Source organism: Streptomyces sp. NPDC001851, assembly GCF_040297165.1.
Lineage (GTDB): Bacteria > Actinomycetota > Actinomycetes > Streptomycetales > Streptomycetaceae > Streptomyces.
The window spans coordinates 62,509-79,641 of the sequence record NZ_JBEOYR010000022.1 but is presented as its reverse complement, the minus strand read 5'-3'; the positions used below and the strand labels follow the sequence as shown (position 1 = coordinate 79,641).

Here is a 17,133-nt window from a genome sequence, read left to right as displayed (position 1 = left end):
GGCCAAACCACTTGAGGAACCTCAGAGGCTGCCTCCACCGAGTGGGTGCCTTCCGGCCCGCCGGGCGGTGTCCTGCCGCCACCGGCCGCGCCCGCCTTCTAGCCTCGGCGACATGCTGGGGCTTCCTGCTCACGTCCGTGCCTGCCTCTTCGACCTCGACGGGGTGCTCACCCAGACCGCGAAAGTGCACGCGGCCGCCTGGAAGGAGATGTTCGACGGCTATCTGCGCGAGCGCGCCACCCGTGAGGGGACCGCGTTCGTGCCCTTCGACGCGGTCGACGACTATGACGAGTACGTGGACGGGCGCCCCCGAGAGGACGGGGTGCGCACGTTCCTCGCGGCGCGCGGGGTGCACCTGCCCGAGGGGTCGCCGGACGACCCGCCGGAGGCCGAGACCGTGAACGGACTGGGCAACCGGAAGAACAACCTGGTGCTGCGGCGGATCCGCGAGGACGGGGTGGAACCCTACGAGGGCTCGGTCCGTTTCGTGCACGCGGCGCGCGAGGCCGGCCTGCGCTGCGCGGTGGTGTCGTCCAGCGCCAACTGCCGGGATGTCCTGGTGGCGGCCGGGATCGAGGACCTGTTCGACGAGCGGATCGACGGAGTGGTGGCCCACGAGCGCGGGCTGCGCGGCAAGCCCGCCCCGGACACCTATCTGGAGGCGGCGCGCGGGCTGGGCACCCGACCGGACGAGGCGGCCGTGTTCGAGGACGCCCTGGCCGGCGTCGAGGCGGGCCGGGCGGGACGGTTCGGCGTGGTCGTCGGGGTCGACCGGGTGGGCCAGGCGGAGCAACTGCGGGCGCACGGGGCCGACGTGGTGGTCCGGGACCTGGCCGAGCTCCTGGAGTCGCGGTGATCACCCATCCCAGCTACACGGTCGAGCCGTGGTGCCTGCGCGAGACCGAGCTGAACCTCGATGTGCTCGCCCAGAGCGAATCGGTGTTCGCGCTGTCCAACGGGCACGTCGGGTGGCGCGGGAACCTCGACGAGGGGGAGCCGCACGGACTGCCCGGCGCCTACCTCAACGGCGTCTACGAGCGACACCCGCTGCCGTACGCGGAAGCGGGCTACGGATATCCCGAGTCCGGCCAGACGATGATCAACGTCACCGACGGCAAGATCATCCGGCTGCTCGTCGACGACCACCCGTGCGATCTGCGGTACGGCCGGCTGCTGGCGCACGAGCGGGTGCTGGACTTCCGCTCCGGTGTGCTCAGCCGGACCGCGCGGTGGACCTCGCCCGGCGGCCGTACCGTCCGGATCACCGCACGGCGGCTCGTGTCCTTCACCCAGCGAGCGGTGGCCGCGGTGGTGTACGAGGTGGAGCCGGTCGACGGGCCGACCACGGTGGCCGTACAGTCCGAGCTCGTCGCCAACGAACAGCTCCCCCGGTTCGAGGGCGACCCCCGCGTCGCCGCGGCGACCGGATCCCCGCTCGTGTCCGAGGAGCACTTCGCGCAGGACACCCGGCTGCGGCTCGTCCACTGCACCGCCCGCAGCGCACTGCGGGTGGGGGCGGCGGCCGACCACCTCGTCGAGGGGCCCGCGAGCACGAGGTGGACGGCGCAGAGCGAGCCCGACGTCAGCCGGCTGACGGTGACCGCGGACCTGGTGCCCGGACAGCCGCTGCGGCTGGTGAAGTTCGTGGCGTACGGCTGGTCCGGGGAGCGTTCGCTGCCGGCCGTGCACGATCAGGTGGACGGGGCGGTGGCGGCCGCGGTCAGCACCGGCTGGGACGGACTGGTCGCAGCGCAGCGGGCGTACCTGGACCGTTTCTGGGCCGGCGCGGACGTCGAGGTGGAGGGCGACGCGCAGATCCAGCAGGCGGTGCGGTTCGCCCTGTTCCATGTGCTCCAGGCGGCGGCCCGCGGCGAGAACCGGGCGATTCCCGCGAAGGGCCTGACCGGAACCGGGTACGACGGACACTCCTTCTGGGACACCGAGTCCTATGTGCTGCCCGTCCTGACGTTCACCGCGCCGGAGGCCGTCGCGTCGGCGCTGCGCTGGCGGCACCGGACGCTGCCCGCGGCACGGGAACGGGCACGCCAACTCGGGCTGGGCGGCGCGACGTTCCCCTGGCGGACCATCGACGGCGCCGAGTGCTCCGCCTACTGGCCCGCCGGGACGGCCGCCTTCCACATCAACGCCGACATCGCCATGGCCGTCGTACGGTACGTCATGGTGACCGGAGACGAGGACTTCGAGCGGGCCGAGGGGCTCGATCTCCTCGTCAACACGGCTCGGCTGTGGCGCTCCCTCGGCCACCATGACGCGGAAGGCGTCTTCCACCTCGACGGGGTGACCGGCCCCGACGAGTACAGCGCCTTCGCCCGGGACAACCTGTACACCAACCTGATGGCGCGCCAGAACCTGCTGGCCGCCGCGGAAGTGGCGGTACGACACCCGGAGAGGGCCGCGGAGCTCGGCGTCGACGACGAGGAGGCCGCGGCGTGGCGGGACGCGGCGACCCGTATGGCGATGCCGTACAACGCGTCTCTCGGCGTCCACGAACAGTCGGCCGGTTTCACGACCTTCCAGCGCTGGAACTTCGAGGCGACTCCACCCGAGAACTACCCGCTGCTGCTGCACTACCCCTACTTCGACCTGTACCGCAAGCAGGTGGTGAAGCAGGCCGACCTGGTGCTGGCGATGATGGAGTGCCCGCACGTGTTCACCGAGGAGCAGAAGGCACGCAACTTCGCCTACTACGACGCCCTGACCGTGCGCGATTCCTCCCTCTCGGCGTGCTGCCAGGCGGTGCTCGCGGCCGAGACGGGGCACCTGCGGCTGGCCTACGCCTACCTCGGCGAGGCCGCGCTGATGGACCTGGACGATCTCGAACACAACACCCGTGACGGGCTGCACATCGCCTCCCTGGCCGGAACCTGGATCGCCCTGGTCGGCGGCTTCGGGGGGATGCGCCACTACATCGGTGAGGACGGGAAGCCGGACCGGCTGGCGTTCGCACCGCGCTTGCCGGAAGCACTGGCCCGGGTGGCGTTCACCGTGCTGGTACGCGGGCGCCGACTGAAGGTGGACATCGGCGGGACCCGTACGCGGTACCAGCTGGTGGAAGGCGAACCGCTGCTTCTGCTGCACCACGGAGAGCCGACGACGGTGACCACCGACACGCCGGTCGACCGCCCGACACCCCCCGTACCGTCCCGCCCCGAGCCCCAGCAGCCGCCGGGCCGCCGTCCGGTGGGCCTGCCCGTCGGGGAGGAGCCGCGGGCTGAGACACCCGAGTGACATCCGGCCGCCCGGAAGTCCAATGAGTGCCGCGGGCCTGGTGGAACGGCGGACAGCACCTGCTCGCCGCAGGATTCCCTTCGCGCCCCGGCTGCCCTCCCCCCCAGCGTGGGGCGAGTGCTGAGCGGCAGTCAGGTCAGCGAGGTCGTCGCCGCCGATCCCCTCCTTCCTCCGCACCGAGGACGAGCCTGCGCTGGTGGCGCCGTTGATGGGAAGGAAGGTGTTCAGGTGGTCTTGATCGCTCCGCCGTCGATGACGTGGTCGGCGCCGGTGGTCGCGGCGGCGAGCGGCGAAACGAGGTAGGTGACGAGGGCCGCGACCTCGTCCGGTTCGACGAGCCGGTCGATGAGCATGCCCGTCGCCGTGGGCAGACCGGCCAGAAGGTCGGCTTGCGGGATGCCCATGGATGCGGCCAGCTCAGCGCCGTAGCCGGTCGGGCTCTCCCACATGTCGGTGCGGACCGGACCGGGCGAGACGGTGTTCACTCGCACTCCCTTCGGGCCGAACTCGTGGGCGAGGGCCTTGCCGAACGCGGTCAGTGCGGCCTTGGCCGTCGTGTAGGCGATGGGGCCGCCGTGCGGGACGCGGGCGCCCATGGAGGACACGTTGACGATCGCGCCGTGAGCGGACAGCAGGGCGGGCACAGCCGCGCGGGTGACACGGACGGTCGCGAGGAAGTTCAGGTCCACCACCTGCACCCACTGCGCGTCCGTCAGGTCCAGGAAGCCGCCGCTCAGACCGCCGTCACCACCGCCGATGTTGTTGACCAGGATGTCGATGCCGCCCAACTCGGCCATGGCCTGGGTAACGAGGCGCTCGGCTCCGGCGGGATCGGACAGGTCCACCGCCACCAGCGTCGCGCCGACCGCCTCCAGTTCCGGGGTGGGCCGTGCGAGGGGCCGTACTCGCATGGCGCTGCCTGCCTCCGCCAAACCGCTCCGCGCCGATGCCGAGCGCACGGTCCGCGCGATCCTCGAAGCCGCAGAGCGGGTACTGTCCACGAACCCGGCGGCGCCGATGGAACAGATCGCCGAGGCCGCCGGGGTCGCCCGGACCACCGTGCACCGGCGGTTCGCCTCACGGGAGGCCCTGATCGCAGCGCTGGCCGCATGGGCGACACAGCGGTTCCACGACGCCGTCGAAGCCGCCCGGCCGGACACCGCCCCGCCTGCCGTCGCGCTCTACCAGGTCACCGCGAACGTGCTGCGCGTGAAGATCGGATGGGGCTTCGCCATGGGCGCCCTTCCCATCGACGCGCCCGAGGTCGCACGCGTGCACGCCGCGGTGCTGGCCCAGTGCGAGCGGCTGTTCACCCGGCTTCGCGACGCCGGCCTCCTGCGGCCCGACACCGATCTGGACTGGGCACGGCGCGTGTACTACGCGCTCATCCACGAGGCAGCGGTCGAAGCACCGGACACGGACGCCGCCGTGGACACCCTCGCCACGCGGGTGGTCGACACCCTGCTGCACGGCATCGGCACGCCGGCCACCCCCTGATACCAGCCCCTCGGCCCGCGGGGCTTTGCTCAATAGCCGCCCGAGCCGGAGCAGATCATTGGACGGGCCGGGTACCTCCAGCGGAATCCCTCCGTCGGCGAGTCCGGCGTAAGTAGGGTGATACGCATGAAGGCACTTTTGTTATCTGGTGGCTCAGGTACCCGTTTGCGCCCCATAACGCATACTTCGGCGAAACAACTTGTACCGGTCGCGAACAAACCGGTGCTGTTCTACGGCCTGGAGGCGATCGCCGACGCAGGCATCACGCAGGTCGGGATCATCGTCGGGGACACCGCGGAGGAGATCCGGGAGGCGGTCGGCGACGGTTCCGCGTTCGGCGTCGACGTCACCTACATCCGGCAGGCGGCTCCGCTCGGGCTGGCCCACGCGGTGCTGATCGCCCGTGAGTTCCTGGGCGAGGACGACTTCGTGATGTATCTCGGCGACAACTTCGTCGTCGGCGGCATCACGGGACTGGTGGACACCTTCCGCACCGAGCGGCCGGAGGCGCAGATCCTGCTGACGAAGGTGCCGGACCCCACCGCGTTCGGCGTGGCCGAGCTGGACACGGCGGGCCGGGTGATCGGCCTGGAGGAGAAGCCCAGGCATCCCAAGAGCGAACTGGCGCTGGTCGGTGTGTATCTGTTCTCCCCGGCGATCCATGAGGCCGTACGCGCGATCCAGCCGTCCTGGCGCGGCGAGCTGGAGATCACGCACGCCATCCAGTGGCTGATCGACGCCGGGCGGGATGTGCGGTCCACCACGATCTCCGGATACTGGAAGGACACCGGGAACGTCACCGACATGCTGGAGGTCAACCGCTCGGTGCTGGAGACCCTGGAGCGCCGGATCGACGGCACGGTCGACGCCGCCAGCGAGATCATCGGCCGGGTGCGCGTCGAGACCGGGGCCAAGGTGATCGGCAGCCGGATCGTGGGCCCGGCGGTCGTCGGCGCGCACACCGTGATCACCGACTCGTACGTCGGCCCCTTCACCTCGATATCCGACGACTGCCGGATCGAGGACAGCGAGATCGAGTACTCGATCGTGCTGCGCGGCTCCTCGCTGAGCGGCGTCCGGCGGGTGGAGGCCTCCCTGATCGGCCGCAATGTCGAGGTCACCCCCGCGAGCCGCAAGCCCGCCGCTCACCGTCTCGTCCTCGGCGACCACAGCAAGGTGCAGATCTCGTCATGACGGACTCCTCGTTCTCTCCCGCCCGCCCGGCCGGAAGCCCCGCCCGTCCGACCCGGATTCTGGTGACCGGCGGTGCGGGTTTCATCGGCTCGCACTACGTCCGCACGCTCCTCGGTCCGGCAGGCCCGGGTGACGTGGCGGTCACGGTGCTGGACAAGCTCACCTACGCGGGTAATCCGGCCAACCTCGACGAGGTGCGTGATCACCCGGGATTCGCTTTCGTCAGGGGCGACATCTGCGACGCCGCACTGGTCGACGAGTTGCTCGCCGCACACGACCAGGTGGTCCACTTCGCCGCCGAGTCGCATGTGGACCGCTCGATCCTGGGCGCCGACGCGTTCGTCCGGACCAACGTCCTGGGCACCCAGACGCTGCTGGACGCGGCGCTGCGCCACAGCGGAAGGACGAGACACGGAAGACCGAGGACTTTCGTGCACATCTCCACGGACGAGGTGTACGGCTCCGTCGACTCCGGCTCCTGGCCGGAGACGGACCCGCTGCGCCCCAACTCCCCGTACGCCGCCTCCAAGGCGTCCGCCGACCTGATCGCCCTCGCCCAGCACCGTACCCACGGCCTCGACGTGCGGGTGACCCGCTGCTCCAACAACTACGGGCACCACCACTTCCCCGAAAAGCTCATCCCGCTGTTCGTCACGAACCTGCTGGACGGCGGGAAGGTCCCGCTGTACGGCGACGGCGGCAACGTCCGCGACTGGCTGCACATCGACGACCACGTCCGGGGCATCGAGCTGGTGCGCACAAAGGGGCGCGCCGGTGAGGTCTACAACATCGGCGGCGGTACCGAGCTGTCCAACAGGGAGCTGACCGCCCTGCTGCTGGCGGCCTGCGGCGCGGACTGGGACACGAGTGTCGAGTACGTCCCCGACCGCAAGGGACACGACCGCCGCTACTCGGTGGACTGCAGCAAGGCGCGGGCGGAGCTGGGCTACGAGCCCCGCAAGGACTTCGCCGAGGGACTTGCGGAGACGGTCACGTGGTACCAGGAGAACCGTGCCTGGTGGGAGCCGCTGAAGGAACGCGCGGTGCTCCGGTGAGCCCTCCCCCGGCCACCTTCGGACGACAACCAGACGACGAGCAGGGGACCATGACCACCACTTGGCTGATCACCGGCGCCACCGGAATGCTCGGGCGAGACCTTCTGACCCGGCTCCGCCGGGAGGGTGAGGAGGCCGTCGGCCTCGCCCATGACGATCTCGACATCACGGACGCCGGCACGGTGCACGACACCATCGACGCGCACCGGCCCCGGATCGTGGTCAACTGCGCCGCCTGGACGGCCGTCGACGACGCCGAGGCACACGAGGCGGATGCCCTGCGGGTCAACGGCGACGGGCCCCGGCACCTCGCCGAGGCGTGCGCGAAGACCGGGGCCGGGCTGATCCAGGTCTCGACGGACTACGTGTTCGCCGGCGACGGCACCGGTCCGTACGCCGAGGACGCCCCGACGGCACCGCGCAGCGCGTACGGACGTACCAAGCTGGCGGGGGAACAGGCGGTGCTGACGACCCTCCCGGACGCGGGGTACGTCGTGCGTACGGCCTGGCTGTACGGGGCGGGGGGCGGGAACTTCGTCGACACGATGATCGGGTTCGAGTCGGTGAGGGAGACCGTCGACGTGGTCGACGACCAGCGCGGTCAGCCCACCTGGACGGTGGACCTCGCGGACCGGCTGGTCCGGCTCGGACGGGCAGCCCTCGCCGGTACCGCGCCCGCCGGGGTCTACCACGGCACCAGCGGTGGGGAGACCACCTGGTGCGGCCTGGCCCGGGAGGTCTTCCGGCTGCTCGGCGCGGACCCCGGACGCGTGCGGCCGGCCACCAGCACCGCCTTTCCCCGGCCCGCTCCCCGCCCCGCGTACAGCGTCCTGCGGCACGACCGCTGGCGCCAGGCCGGGATGGAACCGATCCGGCCCTGGCGGGAGGCGCTGCAGGCGGCGTTTCCCGCTCTGCTCGAAGAGAAGAAAGGTTCAACCCGGTGAACCCCAGGATCCAGCCGACCGCCCAGGTCGACGAGACGGCCGTCATCGGTGACGGGACGACGGTCTGGGAGCTGGCCCAGATCCGGGAGGACGCCCGGCTGGGCAGCGGGTGCATCGTGGGCCGGGGAGCGTATGTCGGTCCGGGAGTGCGGATCGGCGCCCATGTGAAGCTCCAGAACTACGCGCTCGTCTACGAACCCGCGGTGCTCGGTGACGGGGTGTTCGTCGGCCCCGCGGCGGTGCTCACCAACGACCGCTCCCCCCGGTCGGTGGACCCGCGGGGCCGGCTGAAGCGCGGCGGTGACTGGGAGGCCGTGGCGGTGGTGGTGGGTGAGGGGGCGTCGCTGGGGGCGCGTTCGGTGTGTGTGGCGCCCGTACGGGTCGGCCGTTGGGCGCTGGTCGCGGCGGGTGCCGTGGTGACCCGGGACGTGCCGGACTTCGCTCTGGTGGCGGGCGTGCCGGCGCGCCGGATCGGCTGGGTCGGCCGGGCCGGCGTCCGGCTGGTCGGACGGGAGGGAGAGCCGGGCGGATGGGAGTGCCCCGAGACGGGCGCGCTGTACGACGAGAAGGACGGCGGACTCGCCGAGCGCGCCTGACCGCCGATTCTGCCAAAACACCGGTCTTCGAACACGCGCAGGCATAACATGTGTGCGAACTGTGCAGGCTCGGCACAGTGAGCACACAGACCAGTGCCCAGGGGGGTTACCGGGTGGGACACCTGTGTCCGAAGCGAGGAGTGACGACCGCTCCGACGCCTGACGTCTGATCGTCCGACGCCTGTCTTCCGCGTCCGGCCGTCCGCGCCGCGGCGCTCACAAGTCTGCGCACAAGGGGACCCACAGGGGGTTGGTGTGTCCGAACGATGACCATCACACGTCTGGCGGCGCTCGGTCGTGAGGAGCCGAAGCTGCTCGCCCTTGCCCAACGCCTGCTCGCCGTCGCGGAGTCGGGGCTTCCGTCGATGCTCCTCCCCGGCGGAGAGGCCTTCGCCTTCACCCTGGCCGGGCGGAAGGCACCCGACGGATCCTGGGCCCTGGAGCGGCGCGGGACCAGCACCCGGTACGCGGCGATCACCGCCCTGGGGGTCCGGTTCCTCCCCGAGGGCCGCCAGCGCGCGGTGCTCGGCGGGCGTACCGCCCAGGAGTTCACGGGCCTGCTGGTGGAGTCGCTGCCCGCGGTGACCGACCTCGGCGACGCGGCGCTGATCGCCTGGGCCGCAGCCGAGACCGGGCACCCCAAACTGTCGGACGCCGTCGCGCGGGTCGAAGCCCTCGACGAGGACGGCCGGCCGCGGTACACCGTCGAGGCGGCGTGGGTACTGTCCGCCCTCGCGGCGGCTCGCGGCACGGTCGATGTGGAGAGACGTTTCACCGCAGCTCGTGACCGTCTGCTGCGGGCCCGGATCGGGGACAGCCCGCTGTTCCCGCACGCCACCGGACCCGGCCTGCTGCCCTGGTACCGGGCCCATGTGGGCTGCTTCGCCGACCAGACGTACCCGCTCCAGGCCCTGGCCCGCGCACACGCCAGCGGTGACGGAGACGGCGATCCGGAGGCGCTGGCCGCGGCCGAGGCCTGCGCGGCGCGCATCTGCGCCCTGCAGGGCGACGGCGGGCAGTGGTGGTGGCACTACGACGCCCGCACCGGTGGTGTCGTGGAGGGCTACCCGGTCTACAGCGTCCATCAGCACGCGATGGCGCCGACCGCCCTGTTCGATCTCGCCGACGCCGGCGGCACCGACTTCGGCGCCTCGGTCCGCACGGGCCTGGGCTGGATGACGGACGTGCCCGAACTGGCCGAACGCCCCGAGAAGAAGGAGCCGTTGATCCTCGACGGGCTCGGCGCGACCTGGCGCAAGGTCTACCGGGGCGATCCCGGGAAGGCCGTACGGGCCGCCCGAGGGCTCGGCACCCGGATCGCTCCGAACCTCCGGCTGAAGCCCCTGGACCGGGTCTACCGCCCCGTGTCCGTGGACCGCGAATGCCGGCCGTACGAATTCGGCTGGATGCTCTACGCCTGGCAGGGAGGCCGGATATGAGCGCGCGTCAGTCACTGTTCGGGGTCGAGCTGGACCCGCTGACCATGGACGAGACCGTACAGCGCTGCCTGGAGGCGGTGCGGGACGGCACCCAGCTGGAGATCGGCGTGGTCAACGCCGCGAAGCTGGTGAACATGCGGCGCGACCAGCGGCTCGCCCAGGCCGTGGCCGGCTGCGATCTGGTCCTCGCCGACGGACAGGCCGTGGTCTGGGCCGCCCGGTTACTCGGTGCGCCGTTACCGGAACGGGTGGCCGGTATCGATCTGTTCCTGCGGCTGCTGGCCGAGGCGGAATCGGCGGGCGTGTCCGTGTACTTCCTCGGCGCCAGGCAGGAGGTGCTGGAGCGGATGCTGCGCCGGGTGGCCGACCGCTTCCCCCGTCTGAAGGTGGCCGGCAGCCGCAACGGCTACTTCGACGACTCCCAGCAGGAAGCCGTGGCGGGCGCCGTCGCCCGCAGCGGCGCCCAGATGCTGTTCCTCGGCATGACCTCGCCGAAGAAGGAGATCTTCACCGCCGCCCACGGCGCACGCACCGGCGCCCGCGTCGTCCACGGAGTCGGCGGCTCCTTCGACATCCTGGCCGGTGTCACCCGACGGGCCCCCGAGTCGTGGCAGCGGTGGGGACTCGAATGGCTCTACCGCGCGCTGCAGGAGCCGCGCCGCCTGGGCCGGCGCTATCTCACCACCAACGCCGCCTTCGTCCTCATGACGGCACGCGAGTTCATCCGGCTCACCCCGCCGCCCGCTTCCGCGAACAGGAGTCACTGATGCGCGTCGTCGTGGTCGGACAGGGATACGTCGGCCTGCCACTGGCCATCCGCGCCGCCGAGGTCGGACACGAGGTGATCGGCTACGACGTCGACTCCCGGCGGATCAAGAGCCTCGCCGCCGGTGAGTCCTTCGTCGAGGACGTCTCCTCCGAGCGGATCCGCTCGGCACTGGACGACGGCTCCTACCGTCCGAGCGAATCGGCCCGCGACTGCGGCGGTTTCGACGTCGCCGTCGTCACCGTCCCCACCCCGCTGCACGAGGGCACTCCCGACCTGCGGTACATCAAGGAGTCGGCTCTCACCCTCGCCCGCTACCTGCGCCCCGGAGCCACCGTCGTCCTGGAGTCGACCACCTATCCCGGCACCACCCAGGACCTGTTCGCCCCGATCCTGGAGGAGGGCTCCGGTCTCACCGCCGGTGCGGACTTCCACCTCGGCTACAGCCCGGAGCGGATCGACCCCGGAAACGCCGTCTGGGGCTTCCAGCAGACCCCGAAGGTCGTATCAGGCGTCAACGGACCGTCCCTCAAGGCCGTTCAGGACTTCTACGCCCGGCTCGTGGACACCACTGTGCCGGTGAGCTCGCCCAAGGAGGCCGAGCTCGCCAAGCTGCTGGAGAACACCTTCCGTCATGTGAACATCGCGCTGGTCAACGAGATCGCGATGTTCGCGCACCATCTGGACATCGACGTCTGGCAGGCCATCGACGCCGCCGCCACCAAGCCCTTCGGGTTCATGAGGTTCACACCAGGGCCGGGTGTCGGCGGCCACTGCCTGCCCATCGACCCCTCGTACCTGTCCTGGCGGGTGCAGCGCGAACTCGGCCAGAGCTTCCGCTTCGTGGAACTGGCCAACGACATCAACAACCACATGCCCGAGTACGTGGCGCGCCGCATCAGCGACCTGTTCAACGCAAGACGCCGGTCCGTGAACGGCTCGCGCATCCTGCTGCTCGGTCTGGCGTACAAGAAGAACACCGGCGACGCCCGCGAGTCGCCCGCCCTGCGCATCTCCCAGCTGCTGCTGGACATGGGAGCCCAGGTCAGGGCGGCGGACCCGCACGTCGTGGAGAGCCTGCCGATGGACACCCGGCTGGTGCGGGTCGAGCCGGTGCCCGAGGAGCTGGCGGCGGCCGATGTGGTGGTCCTGCTCACCGATCACGACAGCTTCGACTACGAACTCGTCGCGGAGCACGCCCCGTTCGTCCTCGACTGCCGTCGGCGGCTGCCGTCCGGACCCGCGATCGAGGTGCTCTGAGCCATGCCGCGCATCGTCTGTGTCGCCGGGGCCCGCCCCAACTACATGAAGATCAAACCGGTGATGGACGCCCTGGAGCGCCGGGGCGCCGAGGTGGTGCTCGTGCACACCGGTCAGCACTACGACCCGGCCATGAACGACGTGTTCTTCGCCGACCTCGGTATCCGTCCGCCCGACCGCTTCCTCGGGGTCGGCTCCGGCACCCACGCCGAGCAGACCGGACGAGTGATGACCGCGTTCGAGCCCCTGCTCGACGAGGTGGCCCCGGACCTCGTCGTCGTGGTCGGCGACATCAACTCCACCCTGGCCTGCGCCCTGGTCACCGCCAAGGCCGGACCGCTGCTGGCGCATGTCGAGGCCGGCCTGCGCAGCCGCGACTGGAGCATGCCGGAGGAGGTCAACCGCGTCGCCACCGACCGCGTCAGCGACTATCTGCTGGCCCCCTCGCCCGACGCCGTGGAGAACCTGCGCGCGGAGGGGTACCGGAACGACCAGATCCACCTGGTCGGCAACGTCATGATCGACACCCTGCTGGCCAACCTGGAACGGGCCAGGGCCTCGGACGTCCTTTTCCGATACGGCCTGGCCAGGGGGGAATTCGGCCTGGTCACCCTGCACCGCCCCGCCAACGTGGACGACCCGGAGGTGCTCGCCGGACTCCTGAAGGCCCTGGGCGAGATCGCCGGCCGCTGCCCGCTCCTGCTCCCCGTGCACCCGCGCGCGGCCGGACGGCTGGCCGGCATCGGCGTCCCCGCGGGCATCCGGCTCGTGCCGCCGGCCGGATACCTGGACTTCATCGCCCTGCAGGATGCCGCCCGCCTCGTGCTGACCGATTCCGGCGGCATCCAGGAGGAGACCACCGCGCTGGGTGTGCCGTGTGTGACCCTGCGGGAGAACACCGAGCGGCCCGTCACCGTCGAGCAGGGCACCAATGTCCTGGCCGGCCGGGACCCGGCGCGCATCGTGTCCACCGTGCACCGGGTGCTGGACGATCCGCCCGCCGCACGCCGGCCCGGACTGTGGGACGGCCGCGCGAGCGACCGCATCGCCGACGTGCTGCTGGAGGGAGGCACCGCGCGCACCCGGCCGAGGCCCACCGACCGGACCTTCCCCGAATGATCCGTTTGCCGCATATGCTCGTCGCACGTCGGGTCGCGAGGGGGGACCGCCATGGATCTCGCTGAGATCTTCCGGGTCATGCGCAGGCGCTGGTACGTCCTGCTGCCCGGACTGCTGCTGACCGCCGGACTGACGGTCGCCGTGTACCTGCTGGTTCCGGTGACCTACCAGTCGCAGAGCACGGTGGTCCTCCTGAACTCCCAGAAGGCCACGGTGGCCTACGACGGCAACCCCTTCCTGAGCACCCAGACCTCGCTCACCGGCATGGCCGACGGCCTGGCCCGCAATCTCAACTCCGACGTCTCCGTCCGGGAGCTCAGGTCCCGTGGCGCCACGGGTACGTTCGAGGCGAAGCTCGCCGACAACGCCCAGGGGCCGCTCATGTGGCTCACGGTCACCGGCACCGACGAGGACGCCGTGCTGGCCTCGGACCGCATCCTGACCGCGTATGCCGGACAACGGCTGGAGCAGTTCCAGAAGCAGCAGTCGGTCGCCCCGAAGGCCATGATCCGCATGACGACCATCGTGGCCCCGCAGAGCCCGGTGGCGCAGACCAAGACCCGGCTGGAGTACCTGGTCATGGCCGGTTGCCTGGGACTGGTGCTGAGCCTGGTCGCCGTCTTCTCCGTGGAGGCGCGCCGCCGGTCGCACGAGCCGACGGCCCTCCGGCCGCCGCCCGCCTGGTCGCGGTCCGCCGAGACCGGGCCCGCCACGGAGCAGGGGGCCGGGCGGCCCGCGATGGCCGTGGCACCCGCCGCCGAGCCGCTCGACGAGGAGTCGACTCATGGACAGCGTTCGCACACCGGACAGCGGGACCGCTGAGCCGAGCGACACCCCCGCTCCCGCATCCCTGGGCGGCAAGGTCCGCTCCGCGGCCCGCTGGAGCCTGATCAACACCGTCGTCATGCGCCTCGGCAACTTCGCCACCGGCATCCTGCTGGCGCGCTTCGCCCTCGGGCCCGCCCAGTGGGGCGTCTACGGCATCTCCCAGACCGTGCTGCTGGTCCTGCTCTCCGCGAACGAACTGGGCGTCAGCCTGGCCATCGTCCGCTGGGACGGTGATCCCCGCCGCTTCGCGCCGACGGTGCTGACGCTGGCCACCGCGTCCAGCGGCCTGCTGTACGCGGCGCTCTTCCTCTCGGCGCCCCCGGTGGCGGGGCTGCTCGACTCGCCCGAGGCCTCGGGCGTACTGCGGGTGATGTGCCTGTGCCTGGTGATCGACGGCGTGGCCCAGGTGCCCGCGGGCTTCCTGACCCGGGAGTTCGCCCAGGGCAGGCGGATGGTCATCGACGCGGTCAACTTCGTCCTCAGCACCTCCGTGACCCTGGTGCTGGCCTTCGCCGGCTGGGGCGCGATGAGCTTCGCCTGGGGCGCGGTCGCGGGCAACGTCGCCGCCCTCGCCGGCTGTGCCCTGGCCGCCCCCGGCACCCTGCGGTTCGGCTGGGACCGCGAACAGGCCCGGGCGCTGCTGCGGTTCGGGCTCCCGCTGGCCGGCGCGAGCCTCCTCGCCCTCGCCGTCGTCAACGTGGACACCATGGTCGTCGGCTCCACCCTCGGTCAGGTCTCCCTCGGCTTCTACGTCCTGGCGTTCAACATGTCCGGCTGGCCGGTGCGCATCATCTCCGAGGCGGCCCGGCGGGTCTCCTTCGCCGGGTTCTCGCGCCTCGCCGACTCGCCGCAGGCCCTCGCCCAGGGCTTCAGCCGCGCCCTGGGTGTGCTGGTCACCGGCACCGTCCCGCTGTGCGTGCTGCTCGGCGGCCTGGCCGCTCCGGTCGTGCGCCTCGTGTACGGGGGCACGTGGCTGCCCGCCGCCGACGCGCTGCCCTGGCTGATGGTCCTCGGCCTGATCCGCATCGGCTGCGAACTCGCCTACGACTGCCTCGTCGCCACCGGGCAGCGCCGCGCCCTCATCCTCGTCCAGGGCCTCTGGGTCGCGGCCCTGGTCCCCGTCCTCCTCGCCGGCGCGCGCCTCGGCGGCATCGTCGGCGTCTCCCAGGGCCACGTCCTGGTCGCCGCCGGCCTCGTCGTGCCCGCCTTCCTCCACGCCCTCGGCCGGGCCGGGATCAGCCTCGTCCACCTCGCCAGGGCCTGCGCCTGGCCCTTCCTCGGGGGGACCGTGATGGCCCTGCCGATCCTCGCCGGGAGGCGGTTCCTCGGCGACGGCACCCCCGCCCTGTTCGTCATCGGCACAGCGGCCCTGGTCTGCTACGCGGTGTGTGTCCTGCCCAGCCGCCGGTCGCTCCTCGGCTCCCGGGCACCGGAGACCACATGACCGGGCTCCGCCGTCTGCTCGCCGTCCTGGCCCTCGTGCTGTGCGCCGCCTGTTCCGCTCCGGGCGGCGACTCCGCACCGCCGGAGCGGAGCGTTGCCCCCGGCACGGCTCCCGCCACCACGGCGCCGCCCGGGGAAGCCGGTTTCCCCGACGCCCGCACCACCGGCCCCCGCCTCCCCCTCACACCGCACGCCACGGGGAACATGAGCGTCAGGACCAACGGCATGGTCATCAGGGGCTGGGACATCACCGGATCGCTCGACATCTACGCGAACGACGTGACCATCGCCGACAGCAAGATCACCTCCGCCAACTGGTGGGGCGTCAACCTGCGCCCCGGCTACCGCGGACTCCGGATCCTCCACAGCACCATCACCGCCGTACCCGGCAAAGGCCCCGACAACGGCGGCGTGGACTACGCCGTGTCCAACATGAGCACCAGCTCCGTCGAGGTCGGCTGGTGCGACATCTCCGTGTTCGGCAACGCGCTCTCCATGGGCCAGGGCCACATCCACGACACGTACGTCCACGACCTGGTCCCCTTCCGCAACAACGGGGGCGAGTGGCAGCACACCGACGCGGTGATCAGCGGCGGCAGCAACAAGGGGCAGCTGATCATCCGGCACAACACCCTGCTCAACCCCGTCGCCGTCGACCGGGGAGCCTCTGCCAGCCTGGGTCTGTTCGCCGACTCCGGCCCCGTCTCGCATACGGTCGTCGACCACAATCTGCTGGCCGGTGGCGCGTACTGCCTGTACGGGGGTGGCCACGGCGCCACCGGGATCGAGGTCACGGACAACGTCTTCTCCACCCGCTACCACCGAAACTGCGGTGTCTACGGCGCTGTCACCGCCTGGAACGCCACCGGCACCGGCAACGTCTGGCGCGGCAACCGGTTCTCCCACGGCCGCCCGATCACCCCCGAGCCGGCCGGCTGAGGAAGAGGATCATGCGACGCATCGCCCGCGCCCCCTGGGAGCTCCTCAAGCGCACCTTCGGCTGGCTCGTCCTGTTCGAGCTGCGCAACAAGGTCGTCCTCGCTCCCTCCGCACTGCGGCTGCGCCGCTTGGAGACCGCCGAGACCCGCCGGCTCGCGGCTGCCGCCGCTCCCCTCCCCTTCGCCCTGGTCGCCACGGTCATCGCCACCCACCGCCGCCCCGACGAGCTGCGGGCTGCCGTCCGCTCGGCCCTGGCGCAGACCGTCCGCGACCAGGTCGTGGTGGTCGTCGACGACGGTGCCGGGCTCCCCGAACTGCCCGACGACCCAAGGCTGTTCGCCGTCTCGCTGACGCGCAACACGGGCGTGGCCGGCGTCGTGCGCAATGTGGGCATCCGCCTCACCCGCTCGCGGTACGTGGCCTTCCTCGACGACGACAACCTGTGGGAACCCGACCACCTGGAACGGGCGCTGGCCGTTCTGGAGTCCCCCCGCGGACCCGACGGCGTCTACACGGCGCTGCGCCGCGTCCTGCCGGACGGGACCGAGCGGGACGTCCTGTCCGTGCCGTTCGACCGCCGCCTGGCGGCCAGGGAGTCCTTTCTGGACACCAACGCGTTCGTCGCGCGGCGGGACGGTTCGCTGCACTTCAGTCGTCTGCGGCGGACGCCGGAGGTGCTTCCGCGGGAGGACTGGGAGCTCGTCCACCGGTACAGCCGCAGTCACAGCGTGCGGCATGTGCCGCATGCCACCGTGCGGTACCTGGTGAACCCCGGGAGCTTCTACACGACGTGGGCCGACTGAG

General features: G+C 71.4%; 16 protein-coding genes. 15 read left to right on the top strand and 1 reads right to left on the bottom strand.

The genetic code is table 11. The annotated features are described in order from the left end of the window. The first annotated feature begins 112 nt into the window (after positions 1-112). Both ABT171_RS29095 and ABT171_RS29090 read left to right on the top strand, forming a co-directional pair. The gene (locus ABT171_RS29095; RefSeq protein ID WP_351248889.1) at positions 113-856 is read left to right on the top strand and encodes an HAD family hydrolase; all 744 of its coding nucleotides are present in this window, start codon (positions 113-115) and stop codon (positions 854-856) included. Next, on the top strand, positions 853-3,249 hold the full coding sequence (locus tag ABT171_RS29090) for a glycoside hydrolase family 65 protein (RefSeq protein WP_351248887.1): 2,397 nt from the start codon (positions 853-855) through the stop codon (positions 3,247-3,249). Before ABT171_RS29095 ends, ABT171_RS29090 begins: the two co-directional genes overlap by 4 nt. A 224-nt stretch (positions 3,250-3,473) precedes the next feature. On the opposite strand, the gene ABT171_RS29085 is transcribed toward ABT171_RS29090, so the two are convergent. Then, positions 3,474-4,208, bottom strand: a complete 735-nt coding sequence (locus ABT171_RS29085; protein WP_351248885.1) for an SDR family oxidoreductase — start codon at positions 4,206-4,208, stop codon at positions 3,474-3,476. Here ABT171_RS29085 and ABT171_RS29080 point away from each other — a divergent pair. From ABT171_RS29080 to ABT171_RS29020, 13 genes are all read left to right on the top strand, one after another. Next, entirely contained in the window at positions 4,159-4,746 is a 588-nt protein-coding gene (locus tag ABT171_RS29080) for a TetR/AcrR family transcriptional regulator (protein ID WP_351248884.1), read from the top strand. The two genes, ABT171_RS29085 and ABT171_RS29080, sit on opposite strands and share 50 nt — an antisense overlap. Before the next feature lie 126 nt (positions 4,747-4,872). Next, positions 4,873-5,940, top strand: coding sequence for a glucose-1-phosphate thymidylyltransferase (locus ABT171_RS29075; protein ID WP_351248882.1), 1,068 nt, complete (start codon positions 4,873-4,875; stop codon positions 5,938-5,940). Continuing rightward, entirely contained in the window at positions 5,937-6,995 is a 1,059-nt protein-coding gene (gene rfbB, locus ABT171_RS29070) for a dTDP-glucose 4,6-dehydratase (RefSeq protein WP_351248880.1), read from the top strand. The genes ABT171_RS29075 and rfbB overlap by 4 nt, the downstream gene beginning before the upstream one ends. Before the next feature lie 50 nt (positions 6,996-7,045). After that, positions 7,046-7,939 carry a dTDP-4-dehydrorhamnose reductase gene (gene rfbD, locus ABT171_RS29065; RefSeq protein ID WP_351248878.1) on the top strand — a complete coding sequence of 298 codons (894 nt, stop codon included), beginning with the start codon at positions 7,046-7,048 and terminating at the stop codon, positions 7,937-7,939. Further along, positions 7,936-8,535 (top strand): acyltransferase, encoded by a 600-nt coding sequence (locus tag ABT171_RS29060; protein ID WP_351248876.1) that lies wholly within the window; start codon positions 7,936-7,938, stop codon positions 8,533-8,535. Before rfbD ends, ABT171_RS29060 begins: the two co-directional genes overlap by 4 nt. 266 nt (positions 8,536-8,801) lie before the next feature. Beyond that, complete coding sequence (locus ABT171_RS29055; protein ID WP_351248874.1) at positions 8,802-9,974, top strand: hypothetical protein; 1,173 nt, start codon at positions 8,802-8,804, stop codon at positions 9,972-9,974. Then, on the top strand, positions 9,971-10,741 hold the full coding sequence (locus tag ABT171_RS29050) for a WecB/TagA/CpsF family glycosyltransferase (RefSeq protein WP_351248872.1): 771 nt from the start codon (positions 9,971-9,973) through the stop codon (positions 10,739-10,741). Before ABT171_RS29055 ends, ABT171_RS29050 begins: the two co-directional genes overlap by 4 nt. Beyond that, the gene (locus tag ABT171_RS29045; protein WP_351248870.1) at positions 10,741-12,000 is read left to right on the top strand and encodes a nucleotide sugar dehydrogenase; all 1,260 of its coding nucleotides are present in this window, start codon (positions 10,741-10,743) and stop codon (positions 11,998-12,000) included. The genes ABT171_RS29050 and ABT171_RS29045 overlap by 1 nt, the downstream gene beginning before the upstream one ends. 3 nt (positions 12,001-12,003) lie before the next feature. Further along, entirely contained in the window at positions 12,004-13,119 is a 1,116-nt protein-coding gene (gene wecB / locus ABT171_RS29040; protein ID WP_351248868.1) for a non-hydrolyzing UDP-N-acetylglucosamine 2-epimerase, read from the top strand. Positions 13,120-13,170: 51 nt separating this feature from the next. Continuing rightward, positions 13,171-13,941: a YveK family protein gene (locus ABT171_RS29035; RefSeq protein ID WP_351248866.1), complete on the top strand. Its 771-nt coding sequence runs from the start codon at positions 13,171-13,173 to the stop codon at positions 13,939-13,941. Next, positions 13,904-15,391 carry an oligosaccharide flippase family protein gene (locus ABT171_RS29030; protein ID WP_351248864.1) on the top strand — a complete coding sequence of 496 codons (1,488 nt, stop codon included), beginning with the start codon at positions 13,904-13,906 and terminating at the stop codon, positions 15,389-15,391. The genes ABT171_RS29035 and ABT171_RS29030 overlap by 38 nt, the downstream gene beginning before the upstream one ends. Continuing rightward, positions 15,388-16,329: a hypothetical protein gene (locus ABT171_RS29025; RefSeq protein WP_351248862.1), complete on the top strand. Its 942-nt coding sequence runs from the start codon at positions 15,388-15,390 to the stop codon at positions 16,327-16,329. Before ABT171_RS29030 ends, ABT171_RS29025 begins: the two co-directional genes overlap by 4 nt. 11 nt (positions 16,330-16,340) lie before the next feature. Next, the gene (locus ABT171_RS29020; protein ID WP_351248860.1) at positions 16,341-17,132 is read left to right on the top strand and encodes a glycosyltransferase family 2 protein; all 792 of its coding nucleotides are present in this window, start codon (positions 16,341-16,343) and stop codon (positions 17,130-17,132) included. The last annotated feature ends 1 nt before the right edge of the window (position 17,133 follow it).

What these genes read in the sequence shown, in the direction of transcription:
- ABT171_RS29035 (WP_351248866.1), top strand. Translation starts at nt 13,171, where the DNA reads ATGGATCTCGCTGAGATCTTCCGGGTCATGCGCAGGCGCTGGTACGTC.
- ABT171_RS29080 (WP_351248884.1), top strand. Translation starts at nt 4,159, where the DNA reads ATGGCGCTGCCTGCCTCCGCCAAACCGCTCCGCGCCGATGCCGAGCGC.
- ABT171_RS29045 (WP_351248870.1), top strand. Translation starts at nt 10,741, where the DNA reads ATGCGCGTCGTCGTGGTCGGACAGGGATACGTCGGCCTGCCACTGGCC.
- ABT171_RS29025 (WP_351248862.1), top strand. Translation starts at nt 15,388, where the DNA reads ATGACCGGGCTCCGCCGTCTGCTCGCCGTCCTGGCCCTCGTGCTGTGC.
- ABT171_RS29095 (WP_351248889.1), top strand. Translation starts at nt 113, where the DNA reads ATGCTGGGGCTTCCTGCTCACGTCCGTGCCTGCCTCTTCGACCTCGAC.
- ABT171_RS29075 (WP_351248882.1), top strand. Translation starts at nt 4,873, where the DNA reads ATGAAGGCACTTTTGTTATCTGGTGGCTCAGGTACCCGTTTGCGCCCC.
- rfbB (WP_351248880.1), top strand. Translation starts at nt 5,937, where the DNA reads ATGACGGACTCCTCGTTCTCTCCCGCCCGCCCGGCCGGAAGCCCCGCC.
- ABT171_RS29030 (WP_351248864.1), top strand. Translation starts at nt 13,904, where the DNA reads ATGGACAGCGTTCGCACACCGGACAGCGGGACCGCTGAGCCGAGCGAC.
- wecB (WP_351248868.1), top strand. Translation starts at nt 12,004, where the DNA reads ATGCCGCGCATCGTCTGTGTCGCCGGGGCCCGCCCCAACTACATGAAG.
- ABT171_RS29020 (WP_351248860.1), top strand. Translation starts at nt 16,341, where the DNA reads ATGCGACGCATCGCCCGCGCCCCCTGGGAGCTCCTCAAGCGCACCTTC.
- rfbD (WP_351248878.1), top strand. Translation starts at nt 7,046, where the DNA reads ATGACCACCACTTGGCTGATCACCGGCGCCACCGGAATGCTCGGGCGA.
- ABT171_RS29050 (WP_351248872.1), top strand. Translation starts at nt 9,971, where the DNA reads ATGAGCGCGCGTCAGTCACTGTTCGGGGTCGAGCTGGACCCGCTGACC.
- ABT171_RS29055 (WP_351248874.1), top strand. Translation starts at nt 8,802, where the DNA reads ATGACCATCACACGTCTGGCGGCGCTCGGTCGTGAGGAGCCGAAGCTG.